14 protein-coding genes are annotated in these 18504 nt (G+C 58.1%); 9 read left to right on the forward strand and 5 right to left on the reverse strand.

Annotated features, from left to right (window positions below; genetic code table 11):
* Positions 1-338: 338 nt before the first annotated feature.
* The 6 genes from EXQ56_02640 to EXQ56_02665 all read left to right on the forward strand — a co-directional run bounded on the left by EXQ56_02640 (position 339) and on the right by EXQ56_02665 (position 4604).
* Positions 339-782: a 50S ribosomal protein L13 gene (locus tag EXQ56_02640; protein MSO19352.1), complete on the forward strand. Its 444-nt coding sequence runs from the start codon at positions 339-341 to the stop codon at positions 780-782.
* Positions 783-954: 172 nt separating this feature from the next.
* A complete protein-coding gene (locus tag EXQ56_02645; protein ID MSO19353.1) occupies positions 955-1341 on the forward strand; it encodes a 30S ribosomal protein S9 in 387 nt (128 codons plus the stop codon).
* Between the two features lie 131 nt (positions 1342-1472).
* Positions 1473-2306 carry a 30S ribosomal protein S2 gene (gene rpsB, locus EXQ56_02650; GenBank protein ID MSO19354.1) on the forward strand — a complete coding sequence of 278 codons (834 nt, stop codon included), beginning with the start codon at positions 1473-1475 and terminating at the stop codon, positions 2304-2306.
* Positions 2307-2490: 184 nt separating this feature from the next.
* Positions 2491-3165: a translation elongation factor Ts gene (gene tsf / locus EXQ56_02655; protein MSO19355.1), complete on the forward strand. Its 675-nt coding sequence runs from the start codon at positions 2491-2493 to the stop codon at positions 3163-3165.
* 88 nt (positions 3166-3253) lie between these two features.
* Positions 3254-3970, forward strand: coding sequence for a UMP kinase (locus EXQ56_02660; GenBank protein MSO19356.1), 717 nt, complete (start codon positions 3254-3256; stop codon positions 3968-3970).
* Between the two features lie 76 nt (positions 3971-4046).
* A complete protein-coding gene (locus EXQ56_02665; protein ID MSO19357.1) occupies positions 4047-4604 on the forward strand; it encodes a ribosome recycling factor in 558 nt (185 codons plus the stop codon).
* On the opposite strand, the gene EXQ56_02670 is transcribed toward EXQ56_02665, so the two are convergent.
* Positions 4601-6337 (reverse strand): malonyl-CoA synthase, encoded by a 1737-nt coding sequence (locus EXQ56_02670; protein MSO19358.1) that lies wholly within the window; start codon positions 6335-6337, stop codon positions 4601-4603. The genes EXQ56_02665 and EXQ56_02670 overlap by 4 nt on opposite strands.
* Positions 6338-6422: 85 nt before the next feature.
* Here EXQ56_02670 and EXQ56_02675 point away from each other — a divergent pair, with 85 nt between their 5' ends.
* Genes EXQ56_02675 through EXQ56_02685 form a run of 3 tightly spaced genes read left to right on the forward strand, consistent with a single transcriptional unit; the run spans position 6423 to position 9116 of the window.
* A complete protein-coding gene (locus EXQ56_02675; GenBank protein MSO19359.1) occupies positions 6423-7055 on the forward strand; it encodes a UbiX family flavin prenyltransferase in 633 nt (210 codons plus the stop codon).
* Positions 7056-7057: 2 nt separating this feature from the next.
* On the forward strand, positions 7058-7477 hold the full coding sequence (locus EXQ56_02680) for a DUF120 domain-containing protein (protein MSO19360.1): 420 nt from the start codon (positions 7058-7060) through the stop codon (positions 7475-7477).
* Positions 7478-7499: 22 nt separating this feature from the next.
* Positions 7500-9116 carry a benzoate-CoA ligase family protein gene (locus EXQ56_02685; protein MSO19361.1) on the forward strand — a complete coding sequence of 539 codons (1617 nt, stop codon included), beginning with the start codon at positions 7500-7502 and terminating at the stop codon, positions 9114-9116.
* Here EXQ56_02685 and EXQ56_02690 read toward each other — a convergent pair.
* The 4 genes from EXQ56_02690 to EXQ56_02705 form a co-directional block, all read right to left on the reverse strand.
* A complete protein-coding gene (locus tag EXQ56_02690; GenBank protein ID MSO19362.1) occupies positions 9113-10528 on the reverse strand; it encodes a sigma-54-dependent Fis family transcriptional regulator in 1416 nt (471 codons plus the stop codon). The genes EXQ56_02685 and EXQ56_02690 overlap by 4 nt on opposite strands.
* Positions 10521-13676, reverse strand: a complete 3156-nt coding sequence (locus EXQ56_02695) for a PDZ domain-containing protein (GenBank protein ID MSO19363.1) — start codon at positions 13674-13676, stop codon at positions 10521-10523. Before EXQ56_02695 ends, EXQ56_02690 begins: the two co-directional genes overlap by 8 nt.
* Positions 13677-13919: 243 nt before the next feature.
* On the reverse strand, positions 13920-15761 hold the full coding sequence (locus EXQ56_02700; protein ID MSO19364.1) for a carboxypeptidase regulatory-like domain-containing protein: 1842 nt from the start codon (positions 15759-15761) through the stop codon (positions 13920-13922).
* Between the two features lie 27 nt (positions 15762-15788).
* A complete protein-coding gene (locus EXQ56_02705; protein ID MSO19365.1) occupies positions 15789-17579 on the reverse strand; it encodes a GWxTD domain-containing protein in 1791 nt (596 codons plus the stop codon).
* Positions 17580-18504 lie beyond the last annotated feature (925 nt).

Consider the following 18504-nt stretch of genomic DNA (forward strand, 5'->3'; position numbering starts at 1 on the left):
GCTCCGTTCACGCCGAGCAGGGAGAGAAGTTTCCCGGCCCGCAATGTATCGCAGAAACACCAGCTAATCCCTTGTGCGACCAGTAGGAGATTGTAAGTAAACTCGCTAAGCTAGTTATATAGTTATCAGAGGGTTCAGTCAATTACCGAATGATCGTGATGGGCGGATATTGTGTTAGTATATTGGCACGAGTGGTATTCCAGTCGGTAGGCATCCCGGAAGAGCGATCTTTGGGGAATCCCAGCTTGAATTCCAGCGCAAAGTCTTGACAAATTGTTGATGCTCGGCTACTTTGGTAGTTTCCGGCCAACACTTTAGGGAATGCCGGTACTACAACTATGTCTACTTACGTTCCGAAAAAAAATGATGTAATCCCCAAATGGTATCTTGTCGATGCCGAAGGGCAGGCGCTGGGGCGAGTGGCTACGTGCGTGGCCACGCTATTGCGTGGCAAGCATCGGCCGACCTTCACGCCTTATTTGGACACGGGCGATCATGTCATCGTGCTGAATGCCACCAAGATTCGCTGGACCGGCAAAAAGCTTGAGCAGAAGGTCTATCGCCACTACACCGGCTATCCCGGCGGAGTGCGCGAGAAGTCGGCGCGCCGGAGCTGGGATGAAAATCCTTCCGATGCCGTGCGCGAGGCCGTCTTTGGCATGCTGCCCAAGAACAAGCTACGTGACCGCATGACCAACCGTCTGTTGGTCTACAGGGACACGAAGCATCCACATCAGGCGCAGCAGCCGGAGGCCTATAAAATGGCCGCTGCCAAGATATAGACAAGATATAGAACTGGTATAGGGCCAAGTTGGGAGTTGGCCACACCCGATACGTTTTGGCTAGTTAAGGAAGTATTGGATTGTCCCAGGCCAGCTCCGCGCTGGCCCTCAATTCCGCGGCGGAATGGCCGTCGAGCCCAGATAATGGGGAAAGAGACAGGGTAGAGGACCAATGGAACAGTACTACGGAACCGGCAGACGCAAGACCAGCACGGCGCGGGTTTTCCTGCGGCCCGGCCAGGGCAACTATAAGGTAAATGGCAAGACCGCGGACGAATTTTTTCTCACACCCACTCGCCGCAGTCAGGTGCGCCTGCCCTTGCAACTGGTTGACATGGCCGAGAAGTTTGACGTGCTGATTACCGTCAAGGGCGGCGGCAACAACGCCCAAGCCGGCGCCGTTCGCATGGGTATCTCACGCGCACTGCTGGAGTTCAATCCGGAGCTGCGTCCGGTCCTGCGAAAAGAAGGTTTCCTGACGCGTGATCCGCGCCAGAAGGAGCGCAAGAAGTACGGACAGAAGGGCGCTCGCAAGCGCTTCCAGTTCTCCAAGCGCTAGTACGGAATTTGGTTTCTACTGGGGTGCAGAGGCGGGATTAGGGTCTCCCCAGTTGGGCAAGACTAGTTGATTTTATTTGTTTAACGGCCGTGCCTGATGGGCAGTTTTCAGGGCGTGCTGAAGGAGGCTTTTTGCCGGCAATTACGATGAAAGAACTTTTGGAGGCGGGCGTCCACTTCGGGCACCAGACTCGTAAGTGGAACCCCAAGATGAAGGAATACATCTTCGGGGAGCGCAATGGCATCCACATCATCGATCTGCAAAAGACCCTGAAGCTGTTCAAAGAAGCGGCCCGCTACGTGGCCGAGACCGTTGCCACCGGACGTACCGTGCTGTTTGTAGGTACCAAACGCCAGGCTCAGGAAGCCATCGCCGAAGAAGCCAAGCGCTGTTCCATGTATTACATCAACCAGCGTTGGCTCGGTGGACTGCTTACCAATCACGTTACCATTCAGAAGTCCATTGTGCGCATGAAGGAACTCGAGGTCATGTCGCAAGACGGCCGCTACGAGATGTTGACCAAGAAAGAAGTCAGCAAGCTGGAGCGCGAGCGCAAGCATCTGGAACTGAACTTGGCGGGCATCAAGGATATGCCGGGCTTGCCCGATATGCTGTTTATAGTCGATTCCAACATGGAAGAGATCGCCGTCAACGAGGCCCGCAAGCTGGGCATACCGGTGGTGGCCGTGGTGGATACCAACTGCGACCCGAACGTCGTGAGCTTCCCCATTCCCGGCAATGATGATGCGTTGCGCGCCATCCGTCTGTTTACCTCCAAGATAGCCGATTCCGTGATCGAGGGCCAAGGATTGGCGGGCGACCGAGGGTTAATTCCCGTTGCCGCCGAGCCTGCAGCGGTGGCGCCTGCCACGGTGGAATCACTCAGCACCGGAAGCGGAAGCGGGTATCTGCCTCCCGAGCCATCCGGAGCCGAGGTCGCGGAATCCGATGCCGTCCGGAGTTAGTGTTCCTGGCATCCTTCAGCAACAGGCCTAAAACTGGATTTTGTTTTGCGGGCTTGTAGTGTATCTGCCCGGTCCCGCCCGAAGTCCTCATCCTCACTGACTGCGGTCCGGTCAGCCGGCGGGGACTTGATACACAGCCCACTCAAGCGAAATTGAAAGCAATAGAGAGGAATTGAAACACGTCATGTCCGATGTTCAAGTTTCCGCACAACTGGTGAAGGAATTGCGCGAGCGCACGGGCGCTCCATTTGGGGACTGCCGTTCAGCGCTGATTGAAGCCAAGGGCGTCATCGCGGACGCGGAAGTCGTGCTGCGCAAGAAGGGCCTGGCATCAGCCGCCAAGCGTGCTGGACGCGCGACACTGGAAGGTCTGGTCGGTTATTACATACATGCCGGCGGCAAGATCGGCGTGATGATTGAACTGAATTGCGAAAGCGACTTTGTGGCGCGGACCGAAGTGTTTCAGCAGCTCGCTCACGATATCTCCATGCACATCGCCGCCACCAATCCTCGCTTCATCCGGAAGGAAGAAGTGACGCCGGAGATTCTGGAAAAAGAAAAAGAAATCTACCGTGCTCAGGCCAAGGCCACTGGTAAGCCCGAAAAGGTGGTTGAGAAAATCGTTGAAGGCAAGATGGAGAAGTTTTACGAAGAGGTTTGCCTGCTCGATCAACATTTTGTAAAGGACCCCACTGGGGCGCAGACCGTATCTCAGTTGATTGCTTCGGCCATCGCTAAGCTGGGCGAGAATATAAGCGTGCGGCGGTTTGTGTACTTCAAGGTCGGTGAAGCCGCTGGACAATCATCTGGACAAGCAGCCGGACAAGCAGCTGGCCAGGCCGCACCTGTGCAGGCATAGCCAGCACGCATTCGTTCTTGGGTGATATTGAGCATCCAACCCGTATGTGAAGTTTCGGCGCAGTAGAACTGCAAGAGCCCCCATCATGATGGCCAAACCCATCTATCAGCGCATTCTGTTGAAGTTAAGCGGCGAGGCCTTGGGCGGAACCCAGGGCTTCGGCGTAGATCCCACGCGCGCGCAGGACATCGCGCAGGAGATCGCCGATGTTCAAAAATCAGGAGTTGAGACCGCGCTCGTGATTGGCGGTGGCAACATCTTCCGCGGCGTTACTGCTTCGGCGATGAAGATGGATCGCGTGGCGGCCGACCACATGGGCATGCTGGCCACGGTGATCAACGCTCTCGCGCTGCAAGATGCTCTCGAAAAGCTGGACGTTAGCACCCGCGTGATGAGCGCCATTCAGATGCATCAGGTGGCCGAGCCGTTCATTCGTCGCCGGGCCATTCGTCATTTGGAGAAGGGCCGAGTAGTCATCTTTGCCGCTGGAACGGGCAGCCCGTATTTTTCCACCGACACGGCGGCGGCCTTGCGCGCAGTGGAGATCAAGGCGCAGGTAATCATGAAGGCCACTAAAGTGGACGGCATCTATGACGCCGATCCGCTGAAGGTGAAGGATGCCACCATGTTCCAGCAGATGACCTACTGGGACGTGATGTCGAAGAATCTTGGCGTCATGGATTTGACCGCCATTTCGCTCTGCCGCGAAAACAACCTACCCATCATAGTTTTTAACCTGAATGTGTCTGGAAATATCTCCCGCGTGGTGCATGGTGAAAAGGTGGGTTCAATCGTTACCGCTTGAGCTTGCCAGCCCACTGCCTCTGCTTGCGCATCCCCGATGTATAATATTGACTTGAGTAGGTCCAGGAGGGACAGCCATGAGTCAGGAAACTGTCAAAGAAGCAAAAAAGAGGATGGAGAAGGTGGAGGCCGATCTGCGCGCTGAGTTGTCCACGCTGCGCACCGGGCGGGCATCGCTCTCTTTGCTGGATCATGTGCGGTTTGATTATTATGGAACGCCCACGCCGCTCAAGGAAGCCGCCAAGCTCGCGGTTACCGACGCGACCACGCTGACCATTCAACCCTTCGACCCCAGCATCCTCGGCGAAATCGAACGAGCCATTCGCGCCGGCGATCTGGGCCTGAATCCTGCTAACGACGGCAAGCTCATCCGCGTGCCGATTCCCGCTCTTACCGAAGACCGGCGCAAGGAGCTGGTCAAGCATCTGCATAAGATACTCGAATCGCATCGCACCGGCGTCCGCAATGTTCGCCGCGATGTGAATGAAGTCCTGAAGAAGATGCTCAAGGACAAGCAAATCTCCGAAGACGACGAGCGCCGTTACATGGAGGAAGTCCAGAAGACCACCGATCAGGCCATTGCGCGCCTCGATGAGATGGGCAGGAACAAAGAAAAAGAAATCACCACGGTTTAGTTTTTTGACGGACCGGAGATATCGGTGTTCTTCGAAATGTCTTTTGCTGCAAGCCCCCGAAATGTCTCCTCGAAACGCGGGTCGGATCGCAGTAAATTCTTTTGCACCTTCCCCATGGCGTTGCGCGGCAATTCCTTTACGATAAATATCTTCCTGGGGATTTTGTAGCCGGCAATCTCACGTTTCAGCCACGACAGTAGTTCAGCGGCTCCGCCGACTTCCCCCGCGCTTGCCGCACCTCTGCTGTCCAGCACCACGATGGCCACCACGGCCTCGCCATAATCGGGATGGGGCACACCAATCACGGCGGATTCCATTACTCCCGGGTACGCGTCGATCGTGATCTCAATCTCTTTCGGATTCACATTCATCCCACCCGTAATGATCAAATCCTTGGCGCGCCCGGCGATGGCATAGGCTCCGTTGGCGAGGCGGCGTCCCAGATCGCCGCTGCGAAAGAATCCATCGGATGAAAAAGCCTCCGCTGTTTCGGCGGGGCGGCGCCAGTATCCGGGGAATACGCTCTCGCCGCGAATTAAAACCTCCCCCACTACACCGTCTGACACAGCTTGCCCGGCTGCGTCAGCGATGCGCAGATCAAACCCTGGCAGAGGCAGTCCAACGCTGCCGCCAATCCGCTGCCCGTCCACCGGGCTGGAGGCGATGCCGCCCGTCTCGGTCATACCATATCGCTCGACGATGGCATGACCTGTCCGTTGCTCAAACTCGCGGAAGGTTTGCTCGCGCAGTGGTGCCGATCCGGAGATGAACAGCCGGATATTCCCGCAGCTCTCGCGCGTGAGCGGTGACTTTAGCAAGCGTGTGTAATACGTGGGCACGCCCATGAAAATAGTCGCGTGAGGCAGCGCCGCCAGTATAGCGGGAGCTAGAAACCGCCGATGCAGAATGATCCGGGACCCGCTCAATAACGTCGGGACAGTGGCCACGAATAAACCGTGCAGATGATAGAGCGGCAGCGAATGAAGCAGAACTTCGCTGCTTCGCCAGCGCCAGAATTCACGCAGCGCCGCACCGTTCGCATATAGATTGCGATGCGTGATCATGGCTCCCTTGGGACGGCCCGTGGTTCCAGATGTGTACATCAACGCAGCGACGTCGCTGCCGGAACAGTCTTCAATGCGAGTCGTTGATTCAATAGTCTTCGCCTCCTCGTAGGCTTCTCCGTAGCCGGAGACATCCATCGTGGACATGGCAAAACTTGTCTGCATCTCCTTCCGGAGCGACTCGTATTCCTCGCGCCGTCGCGGATGGCAGATGGCCATGCGGGGATCGGCGTCTTCCAGGATTACTTGAATCTCTCCTCGGCGGCTGGTGGGGTTCAGGGGTACAAAAATGGCGCCCATACGAATGCAGGCGTAGCAGAGCATCAGCAGGTGAGGCGACTTGTCCGTCTGCGCCAGCACTCGGTCGCCCGGACGCACACCTTTCGATGCGAGCCACGCGGCATACTTCCCGGTCCATAGGGCAAAGTCCGAGTAGGTGTAGATCGCCCGCGCGTCCGTCTCCAGCAATACGCAACTGCGGTCGGTGGGAAAACAACTCTCGATGATGGCGTAAAGGTTATCGTTCATTTGATTGTTGGCTGCGCTGGCGGGCAGGCCCAATACTTCATCTTCGCAAAGTCCGTGGGTGAAATTCAATGTGTGTGCCAGGAAGCAATCATCCGGAGTATCCAAAAACCATGATGAATGCAAAAATCTGATAAAATCCATAGTTTCATGGATGAATCACAGTGTCGTGCCGGATTTGACGATCGGGAGCGACCTGAAGACACCCGAATTCCAATTGAGGTAGATCATGTCCAGCAAAATTCAGAAGAATGGCAAACCGGAGCCGCGCCGCTTCATCATCGGTATGTCCGGTGCGACGGGCGCGATCTACGGCATTCGCATGTTGCAGATGCTCAGAACCGTGCCGGGCGTGGAGACGCACCTGGTGATGTCCAAGGCGGCGGAACGAACGATCGCTTACGAGACGAGCTTTACGATTGATCAAGTGCGGGCGCTGGCGCATGAGTCGTACAACATTCTGGATATCGGCGCCAAACCCTCGAGCGGATCATTTCCCGTCGAGGGCATGATCGTCGCGCCCTGCGCCATGAAGACCCTCGGGGCGGTCGCCAACTCTCTGAGTCTGGACCTGCTCAGCCGCTCCGCCGACGTTACGCTCAAGGAGCGTCGCAAACTGGTACTGATGGTGCGAGAAGCCCCTCTACATCTGGGCCATCTGCGCCTGATGGTGCAGGCCGCCGAGATCGGGGCCATTATCTCGCCGCCGGTTCCGGCATTTTACAATTTCCCGAAGACACTTGACGACATGGTGAATCACACGGTCGGTCGCGTGCTCGATCTGTTCGGCGTAGACGTGAATCTCGTCAAACGCTGGGAAGGCATGAGCGCCAAGAACAAGAAGCTCGCCAGTACGAAGTGACTATGACTCATTCGGATGTGTGGATCATCCCCGGAGTGGTGGCCAGCGGTCTGGGCCAGGGTGCATTCTTTGTTTCTATTGAGTGGGTGCGTAGCCGATTGACTGAGTTGATGGGCATCCCGCCATTTCCTGGAACGTTGAATGTTCGCGTGGCTCCCCAAATGTGGGCGGCGTTGTTTGCGCAGCGGACGCGGTTTGACCTGGTCTCCGAGCCCGGCATGGCCGGCAGTTGTCCCGGATATCTCGCGGCGATCACCTTGCGCACTCACAGCGAGAGTGTGCAACAAGCATGGGTAATTTTGCCAGAGGTGACGGTGCATACCGATATTTTGGAGATCGTTTCGCAGCATCATCTGCGCAACGTGCTTGGCTTGAGCGATGGCGACATTCTCGAAGTGATTGTCTCTATGCCGCTCGATTAATTTCTGGTTTGGGAGAATCAAGATGCCTTCAAATGCTCCAACGGATGTGATCCCCGTGGTGGACATTCCCACCACGCTGAATATCGCCAGCTATTTCATCGACAGCAATATTGAGCAGGGACGCGGCGGCACAATTGCCATCTATGAGGAGGGCCGCACCACCACCTACGAGCAGCTTGCCGAGGCCATGAATCGTGCGGGCAACGCGCTGCGCACCTTGGGTGTGGAGCAGGAAAATCGTGTGCTCCTGGCCATACCGGACTCAGTTGAGTTCGTCGCTGTATTCTTTGGCGCCGCTAAGATCGGCGCCATCCCCATTCCAGTTAATACGGCGGCCAAGCCGGAAGACCTGCTCTATTTTCTCAACGACAGCGGCGCGCGCGTATTAGTGGTCCAGGATGACCTCTGGCCCGATCTTCAGCCTTTGCTGGCGCAGGCACCAAGCCTGTTGCATGTTCTGGTCATGCCGTCGGTGCCTGCCCAGTCGCAGATGGTAACGACCGTGCCGCCAATGAAAGCGCACTACGGATTTCATCGCCTGAGCGAGGCGCTGGCCGCCGCCTCTCCCGCGCTTGCCGCTGAACCCACTTCCAAAGACGACATGGCGTTTTTCCTCTACACTTCCGGCAGCACCGGAGGGCCGAAGGGCGCCGTGCATCTGCACCATGACATGATTGTCTCCACCGAGCTATACGCGCGCAATATCCTGAAAATTTCAGCCCAGGATATTTTCTTCTCCGCCAGCAAGCTGTTCTTCGCCTATGGCCTGGGCAATGGTTCCTACTTTGCGTTCGCCGTCGGCGCGTCGGTGGTCTACAATCCACACCGCCCCAAGCCCGAGACCATTCTGGAATACATCGAGAAGTTTCGGCCGACGCTTTTTTTCAGCGTTCCAACGCTCTACGCCGCGATGCTTCAGGTGCCCCCAAAACCAGACACCCAGCGGAACCTCTCCAGCGTGCGCTACGGAGTGTCGGCGGGGGAGGCGCTTCCCGATGAACTGTTTCACCGCTTCAAGGAGCGCTTCAGCGTGGAGATACTCGATGGCATTGGGTCCACGGAGATGCTGCACATATTTATCTCCAATCGCCCCGGCGATATTCGTCCCGGCACCAGTGGAAGGATCGTTCCGGGATACGAGGCCAGGATTGTGGATGAAGCGGGAAATGCGCTGGCGCCTGGCGATATTGGAAATCTCTGGGTGAGCGGCGATAGCGCCGCGGCATTCTACTGGCGCAAACACGGCAAATCCAAGGCCACCATGGTGGGCGAATGGCTGGTTACGGGCGACAAGTATTACGTCGATCCCGATGGCTATTTCTGCTATTGCGGCCGCGCCGACGACATGCTGAAGTGTTCAGGCCAGTGGGTCTCGCCGGTGGAAGTTGAGAATGCGATCATCGCTCATCCGAGCGTTCTGGAATCAGCCATCGTCGGCCAGGCGGACGAGGACGAGTTGGTGAAGCCCAAGGTCTTCATCGTTCTCAAGAATGGCGCGACAGCGCCAAACGAAGATGATCTGCGGACATTTTTGAAAGGGAAACTTGCTGGCTACAAAATTCCGCGCTGGGTCGAGATCGTTCCCGAGCTACCCAAAACAGCTACTGGGAAGATACAGCGATTCAAACTGCGTAGCTAATTGCCATTGCTCTCGCGCTTCTTCTTATTCACTTCAATGCTGAGACGTTTAATTTTCTGATTCAGCGTGGACAAGGGAATCTGAAACCGCTCGGAGGCCTCTGTCTGATTGCCCTTGGTGCGGTCGAGCATTTCCAGGATGATGCGGCGCTCGCACTCGTCCATGATCTCAAACAGCGAAGCCTGCGGGCTGCCTCCCAGAGTGGGCAGCAGTCGCCACAGTTTTTTTCCGGTTTTGAGGATGGCCTCGGGGAGCATCTCCGGGCCGACTTCCTCGCCCGGTGAAAGAATGACGGCGCGCTCGACGGCATTTTCCAACTCGCGCACATTTCCTGGCCAATCATAATCGAGCAGCAGGCGCAGAGCTTCCTGAGAAAAGTGTCGCGGAGGTTTGCTGTTTTCCGCGCAGAACTTGCGGAAGAAGTGCTCCGCCAGCAGGGGCACATCCTCACGGCGCGCGCGCAGCGGGGGCAGGGTAATCGTGATCACGTTCAACCGGTAAAAAAGATCCTCGCGGAACTTGCCATCCTCCACCATGCGTTGCAAGTCCACGTTGGTGGCGGTTACCACGCGTACGTCCACGTGAATCGTTTCGTTGCTGCCGAGTGGCATGAACTCGCGTTCCTGCAGAACGCGCAGAAGTTTGGTTTGGGTTTCGACGCCGACTGTTCCAATCTCGTCAAAGAATAGCGTGCCGTGATCGGCCAGCTCGAACAGTCCTTTTTTGGAGGCCACCGCGCTGGTGAACGCGCCGCGGACATGCCCGAACAGGATGCTCTCCAGCAGGTCCACGGGCAGGCTGCCGGTGTTGACGGGAACGAAGAGTTTGTCCATGCGCGTGCTGTTGGCGTGAATGGCTTTGGCGATCAGTTCCTTGCCGGTGCCACTCTCGCCCTGGATTAGCACAGTGGCGCGTGCGGGGGCCACCTGACCCACCAGCTCCAGCACTTTGCGCATGGCTTCGCTCTTGCCGATGATTTCTGTAAACGCGTAGCGCTGCTTCAGCGTGCGCTTCAGCTCACGATTCTCTTCAGTGAGCCGCTGCTGCCGGACCAGTATGGATATCTCGGCGAGCAGCCGTTCATTGTCCCAGGGCTTGGTGATGTAATTGTTGGCGCCGTGGTGGATGGCCTCGACGGCGCGCTCGACCGAGCCATAGGCGGTGATCATCACCACGGCCAGCGCGGGGTTGCTGGCGCGAATCTTTTGCAGCACATCAATTCCGCTTTGATCGGGCAGCGCGGCATCGAGCAGAACCAGATCGTAGACACGCTTTTCGATCCGCCCCAGCCCCTCTTCGCCGTTCGCGGCGCTATCGACCAGATAGCCCTCGCTCGAGAGCAGTTCCTCAAGGCTTTCGCGAAGCTGTGGCTCATCGTCAATCACCAGCAACGACCCACGCGATTCAGGCATGAACAGGTTTCCTCAATGCGGGGAATTGCAGTTCGAAGCGGGTTCCCGCGCCGGGCTTGCTCTCCACACGGATCACGGCGGAGTGTTCCTGAATGATCCCGTAGGTGACCGCCAATCCCAACCCCGTCCAGTTGGCGGGATCGCGTCCGGGAATTTTCCCCGGCCATTTGGTGGTAAAGAATGGATCGTAAATCCTGGGCAGAACTTCAGGCGCGATGCCCACTCCAGTGTCGCGGACTTCGACATGCACAGAGCCTTCCTCCGTCCACGTGGTCAGCCGCAGACGACCGCCGTGCGCCATGGCGTCGCGCGCGTTGAGGATCAGGTTCAGCAACACCTGCTGTAGTTTCCCGCTGTGCCCGGAGATGAGTGCAAGGCCTGGTTCCAAATGCGTTTCCGTCTGAATCTGCGACGCTCTGAGCGGATGATCCACCAGCAGCAGAGTTTCCGAGATCAATTGGTTCATATCCACCGGAGCGAAGTCCTCAGCCACGCCGGACGTTGCCGCATCGCGCGGGCCGTTGCCTCGCGAGAGATTGCTGCGCGAGAACTTCAGTAGGCCGTTGACAATCTCCGATGCGCGGAACGTCTGACTGATGATTCGCTCCACAATTTTGGAAGCCTTTTCCGCAGTCTCGCTCCCGTTGCCGCCAGTAGGCGATGCCGCAGGAGCGTCAGTCGGTCGGTCCTGATGCGGACGGGCCAACATCTTTTCCAGCGCCTTTTGCAGCATCTGTGCCTGCGTGGAGATGACCGTCAACGGTGTGTTGACTTCATGCGCCACGCCGGCCGCCAGCAAGCCGATGGAGGAGAGCTTGTCAGCCTGCGCGAGCTGCGACTCCAGAGCCACGCGATCCGTTACATCATCAAACACCATCAGGCGGCCAATGCACTCGCAGTTGCGCGAAAGCAGCGGGGCGATGGAAATGTTCAGGACACGTTCCTGTCCACTACCGCCATTGTTGTCACCAACGACGCGATAGCGATTGATGTTGTGGATGCCCATATCTTCGCGGCTGCGGTCGTATTCAGCCAGCAGATCGGCGGGCAGCAGCTCGTGCAGCGGGCTGCCTTTCGCCTGACGGAAGGGCAGGGGAAGCATCAGCTCGAGCGGTGTATTGATGGCCTCTACGCGGTCTTCGAGATCCACGGCGAGCAAGCCGACGTTGATGGACTCCAGAATGTTTTCGCCGAACTGTTGCAGGTCGGCATACTGCCGCGCCTTTTCGGTGAGAGACTCGAGCAGCGAACCACTCTCCAGCGCCAATGCCAGATAACCGCAGAGCGTCTCCACCAGCGCGACGTCCTGCTCCGGGAGCAGCTCGCCTCCGGTCGTTCGGCCAAGGCCGAGCACGGCCACTAAGCGGTCCTTGGCGCGGCATGGGAAGTAGTACGGCATTCTCATGTCACGCAGGGACCGGTGCCATTGCGGGTGTTCCCACATCTCTTGATGGATCGGGTCGGAGTCGTCCCGGTCCGCTTGGTCCCATTCCGGCCAGCCGGGAAAATGCAACCAATCACGCCGCCGCCGCAGGCCCCGCGACCCCGATTCGCCAGCGGATTCTTCCAGCAGGCCGATATAGCCGAAATCAGCAGTGTGCCCGTCGCCAGCGCTCGCCGATTCCTGCGCGCGAGTGTCCGCGCTCAGTCCGTCGTTCTCCATCCCGCACTCCAGAAATATCTGGTAACCGCCATTTGCCGCGGGAATGAATACGGCGGCGCGGTCCAACTCCAGCAACTGCGTCAGAGGATCAAGCAGCGAGCGGACCATCTCCTCCCGGTCCGTATGGCGGCCAAGCTGATGTCCCAGGTACAGGACGGCCTGACGATAATCATAGCGGTGGCGGAGAAAACTCTCATCCAACTGGCGCTGAATCCAGCTTTGCAGAGGGCGTAGCAGCAAACCTGTGGCGATCACTGCTGCGATCAACCCCAAGGTTCCCACATCTGGAATGGTGCGGCGGAACAAGTCGCCCGCCAGCGCTGCAGCGCCCATGTAGCATCCCACCAACAGGCCGGTGGCCAGCGTCCAGGCTACGCCGCGACCGATGGCAATGTCCACATCGAGAAGCCGGTGGCGCGCCATGGCGTAGGCCATGCCGGCGGGCAGCGCGATCAGCGACATTGCCGACAACGCCATCCACGGTTGCGCAACGATCCCCAAGAAATATGGGACGGCATAGTTCACCACGAAGGGAGCCAATCCCGCCAGCGCTCCGCCGAGCACCCAAGCCATCTGCTTCCAAAGCTGGCGGGACCCAGACGGGCGAGAAGTAGCCCTGCGCAGCGCCGCTGCCAACAGTCCCGTGCCCAGCATGTACATCGCCGCCAGATACCCGGTCTCGATGCGATCCATCCACCAGCTCGAGTCGCTCAAGGGGGCCGAAGCGGATGTGAGTACTCCGAGCGCGAAGCCAATGTGGAGGAGACCCAGCAACGTGGCCGAAGCGTAAATGCCAAAGCGCAGGTTCCCCGCGCTGGCGGAGGATGCTGGGCGATTCGCGCCAGCCGATTGCCAGTACGTCAGGCAGAAGTGCGCGAATAGTGCCGGCTGCAACAGCATTGCCGCCGCATCCGTCCAATAGATGAGCCAATCCAGTGAGTCGAATTTTCCCGAGTAAGAAAAGGCGAACAGGACAAATGAAGTGAGGCAGTAAAGCACAAATAGCCGCGCCCGCGGAGCCCGCATTCTGCGCCACAGTACCCATGCGCCCAACATCAGGTAGAACAATCCGGCGATCCACAGAACAGTTTGCAACGGCGTGGAGTCGGCCCGAGCCGCCAGCCTCAGATGAATCGTTAGTGGCGCGCCCTCGCGGATGACCGTGTAGTCCACGGCAGTGTCCGGGGTGGCTGCGTAGAGGCGGCGCGTCAATTCCTCCAACGACTTAATCTGGTCCGTGTGCCCGCCGTTTTGGGTGGCGTAGAGAATGTCGCCACTGCGCACGCCAGCCCTTGCCGCCGGCCCGCCGGATTCGATATTCCTGGCGACCAGGCCCAAAGCGGTTTCTGACCAGAGCACGCCATCGGATGGGATCTGAACCGTGCGCCGCTGCTGCCAGTTGGCCACTGCGAGGACCAGCGACACCAGCATCAACGATGCCAGGAGGTAGCGCGCGACTTGGGGTCTGTTTTCCAGTAGTTTCACTTAAGCGAATGCGCAGCCTTGACCGAGATCGGGACGAACAATGACTAGGCAAACTGATTGCACTTCATGTACCAATTATCCGTTGCTTCCAAACTATTTTAACCGATTTAGTATCAATATGTTGATGCCACTCAACAGAGCCTGAATGGGCCTTCTCCGGAAAAGCGAATGGTTCCTATGCAAAAATGTAGAAAAGTCTACAAAAATGCAAGCAACGCTTTTTCTGTTATGGCGATACAAATTCTAGAATACGAAATTAAAGCCGCCGCGGAAGGCTCTGGCCGCAGGGAACAAAGTTCCCTGAATTCCACTCGCTGAGCGCACCGACAGATAGCCATCGGCTAGCAGGTTAGTGAAGTCAGCGATGGCCTCAAACTGGCCTTGGAGGATATTGGGGGAGGGAAGAGGCTGCAGGATATAGACACTAAGATAGGGATCGGCCTGACCGATGCCGCGATTATAGGGATCGGCGACAGTTATGGCGCGCTCGGGCAACCAGCGATAGGAAGTGATCACGTGGGTGCGTAATCCCGGCATCGTCGAGTCGATCTTCAATGCCACGGAGTGACTGCGCTGCATGCGCAAAACTTCCCGAAGCTGCTGCGCGCTTTCGATGACCGGGGCCTCGGTGGAGGCAACCATTGATCCGGCGTAGCTATACGCGGCAATCAGGGCCACGCCAGGGCTGATCTCCGTGGAGATTGCGGCCCGCGCACCCGCCGAGCGGTAGTTGCCCGCGCTGATGAATTGGCGATTGGAGAATGGATCACGCAGCATTCCCGAGGGGAGGACCTCTGCGCCGGAAGCTTTGCGCGGGAAGGCGATGGTCAACGCCGCGTCTTCTAGAGAATCAAGGAAGAAGGAAGCCTCTGTCCGCATTTGTGTGGCGAACACTGGATCGATCCAATGTTGCTCCCAACTTGCTTCTGCGTGCCGACCGGATTCCATGACGGGCGTTCCGTCTACCCCCGCGCTGATCTGCGGAATAGCCAGCCACTGCTCCGCCGCCTGCTTCTGCGTATCCCATCCGGAAGGAATTGCGCGCGGGCCAATCCCCGCGTAGGAAACGGTGAGCAGTCCGCCGGACGGCGTTGCATATACGACTCGTCCGTACGGGCTCAACTGGAAGGTCTGTCCATTGAGGCTGAAGGAGTCCAGCAGCGAGCCGAACTCGGCGGTGATAGCGTTCGTAATCTGGCGCTCCTGCGCGTAGCCAAATGTGACGGACTGCACTCTCTCGCCGCTGGGCGCGTCGGGGCCAAACTGGCTGACCCAGTATTCACGTGGCAGGAAAAGCTGGCGGGCCGTGGCCGTGATATGCGTGGTCGCGCGGTCGCCATCCTGACGGTCCCAGGAAATATGCAGACTGGTGGCGGGCGTGCCCTGCTTGATACCCGCCGAGCCGGTGAGGCCCAGCGACTGGTTTGCGCCGAGCTGATAATCCATATCGAACGATGTTTGCAGGCCAGAGTCATGGCCGAAGCCCGCTCTATCGTCGCCCGCCAGAAGTTTCACGGTGCCATGCAACGCGCGCTCGCGCGGATCAATCGAGGCGGCTTCGCCATTGCTGACTGCGACGGACCGGTCTGGTCCATTCTGTTGGAATCGCAACACGGGCCGCGTCGGATGCTGCGCACGCAGAACCCACTTCCAATCTTCGCTGGCCTGCTCGATGCTGCTGGGGATCGAAAACTCCACCGACTCGGCCAGCTTGTACAGGCTGATGTCGAGCAGCGCCAGACCACCTGCTTTTACCGCGATGGCCGTCTTGAGGTAGGGAAGAAAACTGGGACTGACTACTTCCGCCGAGTAGATGCCGGGTGCAAGTTTCGGCACGCTGAAGCGGCCGGTGGTCTGCGTGGTGGCGCGCGCTACGACGCGTCCCCCAGGCGAGAGGATGCTCACGGGAACCCCGGCCTGTGCCGCGCCCCGACGATCCGTGATCTTGCCCGCGATGATGCCAAACTCCGTGGCCTCAACGCCGCCGGCGGCCATCGCACTTGCTGGAGCCACCGCCAATAGCGCCAGCAATGACGCTACTTTTGTCTGGGCACGGAACACGCGCGCGAAATAGTGCAAGCTCACGATACTCCTCCCCGAATTACGCGATGTCTATTCGATCGTGAAATCGGCCGCGGGCGAAATGGACTGGTTGGTGTTGGTGTCGGTTACCGTTACTTTGAGTTTGTATTTGCCAGGCTCGAGCGATGTGAGCGGCATGAGTTTTTCGATGTTTACCTGACTGGGTGAGGAGTTGGGCAGGTCGGCGGCGTTCTCCGTGGATTCAAAGACCGCCTTGTCGCCCTTCAGCAATTGATACTTGATGGTTGCCGCGGGGCGCGCGCCGCTGATGTCCGGCTTGATGTTATAGACCTGCATGTAGACGCCCAGACGTTGCTCACGCTTGAATGTCTCGCCCACCGCCGGACGGACTTTGGAATCACCGATCACGAACTGGCCGATGCCGATGCGCTTGGTGGGCACTTTCTCCAGTTGATCCGCGAGGATCAACGAGCTGACCGAGAACTCGTCTTCCTTGAACAAGGGAACTTCCAGCCGCATCTCCAATGTGCCGAGGTTGCCGCTGTTCACGTCCTTCAGCGCCAGGCTCAGGCGATAGAGGCCCGGGCGCAACGGGATGGACTTCCAGTAGATGGACTTCTTTTCGAGCGACTGTTCGAGCAATGATTCCGGGATGTCCAGCGCGATGGTGTCTTCAAATGTCTGGACTACACGGCGCGTCAGCGTGGTGATGCGCCCGAAGATGTTCACCACGGCCTTCTGCACGCCGGTGGAGTTATTGAACGCCAGGTCCTTGTTGAGCAGACCAATCGTGAACGCCGAGAGCACCGAACTATCGGTGATCTTCACGAAGTCGGTGCGCACCTGAAACGGCAGCACGTTGAAGCGGATGTTGGTCGAGATGGCCTCTTCCAAATCCTTGAACTTGATCGCCGGAGGCCTGTTGATATTGGCCATCAGCGCCAGACGATCAAACTGTCCGCCGTAGCGCGTCGAGGTCGCGTAGCCCGCGCCGGGGCTGGAGTCAATCATGCGCTTGGGCATGCGCGTGCCGTCGGTGCGCGTGAAGCGGTCCACCTTCGACGACAGGCCCATCTCTTCCATCTGCGACAGGCCGGCACCGGGCACGTAGAGTAGCGCGTCCTTCTCCGCCGGGTCGATGGTGAAACGATACTCGCCAGTCATGGTTGGATCGACGTACTCAAGCTCCACGTTCTGGCCGATGCCTTCGATGTAGCGATAGCGCCAGACTTCAAACGGGAACGTGGAAGTTGATCCGCCGCCTTCTTCCATAGGCCTTTCGTAGTGCCCGCCGGAAGGATGCGCTTCCACTTCGTCCGGTGGTCCGTACATGATGTACATGCGCCCGCGATCACTCTTCCAGCCGGGGATGCCGCTGGCGTAATGCTGATTGGCGTAGGCGATGCGCCGGTAATGCTCTTCCTTGTAATCGTTGGTGAGTGCCTCGGGATCGGGGCTGCGGCGCAGCCAGAACTGCTCGATGAACTGCTCGCGCTCCTCGTCATTGGCCAGGGTCAGGAAGACCTTGCGCTCTTCGTCGGTGATGATGTAGCCGACGTCTTCGTTGAGCCACTTCTTGAAGGCCGAGGCCAATTCTTTTTCAAGCGACTCGCGGGCGCGCTGGCGATCCTTGTCGCTCATGCCCTTGGCTTCGCTCTGTCCGACCAGGTCCTTGGCCTCGCCCTGCTTCTCTTGAGCATGCAGCGGAGCCAATAAATACTGGCCTCCCAGGAACATCGCCCAGCCAATCAGCATGGCGATTCGCGCAGTCGATAACAGCCACCGCGTCGAGCTGCGCTGCGAGTTGTCCCGACGGCTTTCAGGGGCCTCCCGTTTGGTCTGTTGAAAATAGGACTGCATAGTTCGACCCGCTTTCCTGAATCCCGTGCTCAAACTTAGTGTTATTGTAGGTCTCGCTCCCCGTCCAAGTCAAGCAAAACGTCATGCTGATCGTCATGCCAAAGGGGCGCCAACAAAAGATTAAAATCATTCTGGTTAGCTGAAATTTGGACACAGAAAACCGCCCTTCCCGTAGGGGCTGGCACCGCACAGTTGGACATCATCCAGCCACGCGGGGTTGCCCGCGAAAATCCATGGTGCTCGGATTGCTTCGTTTCCGCACTCCCGCAAGATACTAAACCCGTCATACTAAACCCGTCGTCATCCTGAGCGTAGCGAAGGACCTGCTTTTTTATCTCGGGGGGACGCGCTGGGGAAAGCAGACCCTCCGCCCACCTCGCGCTCCGAATCGCCCGCCGATGATCACCCGCGAGTTGCCCCAGGATTCTCCCGTGACAACTTTTCCAAATTTTCCAGTAGCTTTCACGCCTAATCCAGGCCCCCTCACATGACCATCCATCCCGCAGATGCCCGCAGGGCATCACCGTGAATAGCCGTAGGTGCCAACCTACGGACTACCGCGTCCCCAACCGAAACAACCCCGGAGGGGTTGACCATTCAAATTGCCAGACGATGCTTGCATGTGGGGAAACCGTGGCCCCTCCAGGGCCGAATTTGATATGGGGATTCGTCCCGGAGGTTTCACTTGCGGCTATTCACAGTCCTGCCCTCCGGGCAGGCTGGCAATCGGGGCCGTCTCATGGAAGCCGAGATGTTCCCGAATCACGATAATCTTCATAATCAATGCCAGTGTTTCGTGGCGGTCCTCCGTGTACCTCTGCGTCCTCTGCGGTTAGGAAAGATGTTTAACCGCAGAGGACGCAGAGGTACACGGAGGAAACACCACGATAGGACACCGCCCAATAGCCGCGACTGTATCCATTCG

Source organism: Acidobacteriota bacterium, assembly GCA_009691245.1.
Classification (GTDB): Bacteria; Acidobacteriota; Terriglobia; order 2-12-FULL-54-10; family 2-12-FULL-54-10; genus SHUM01.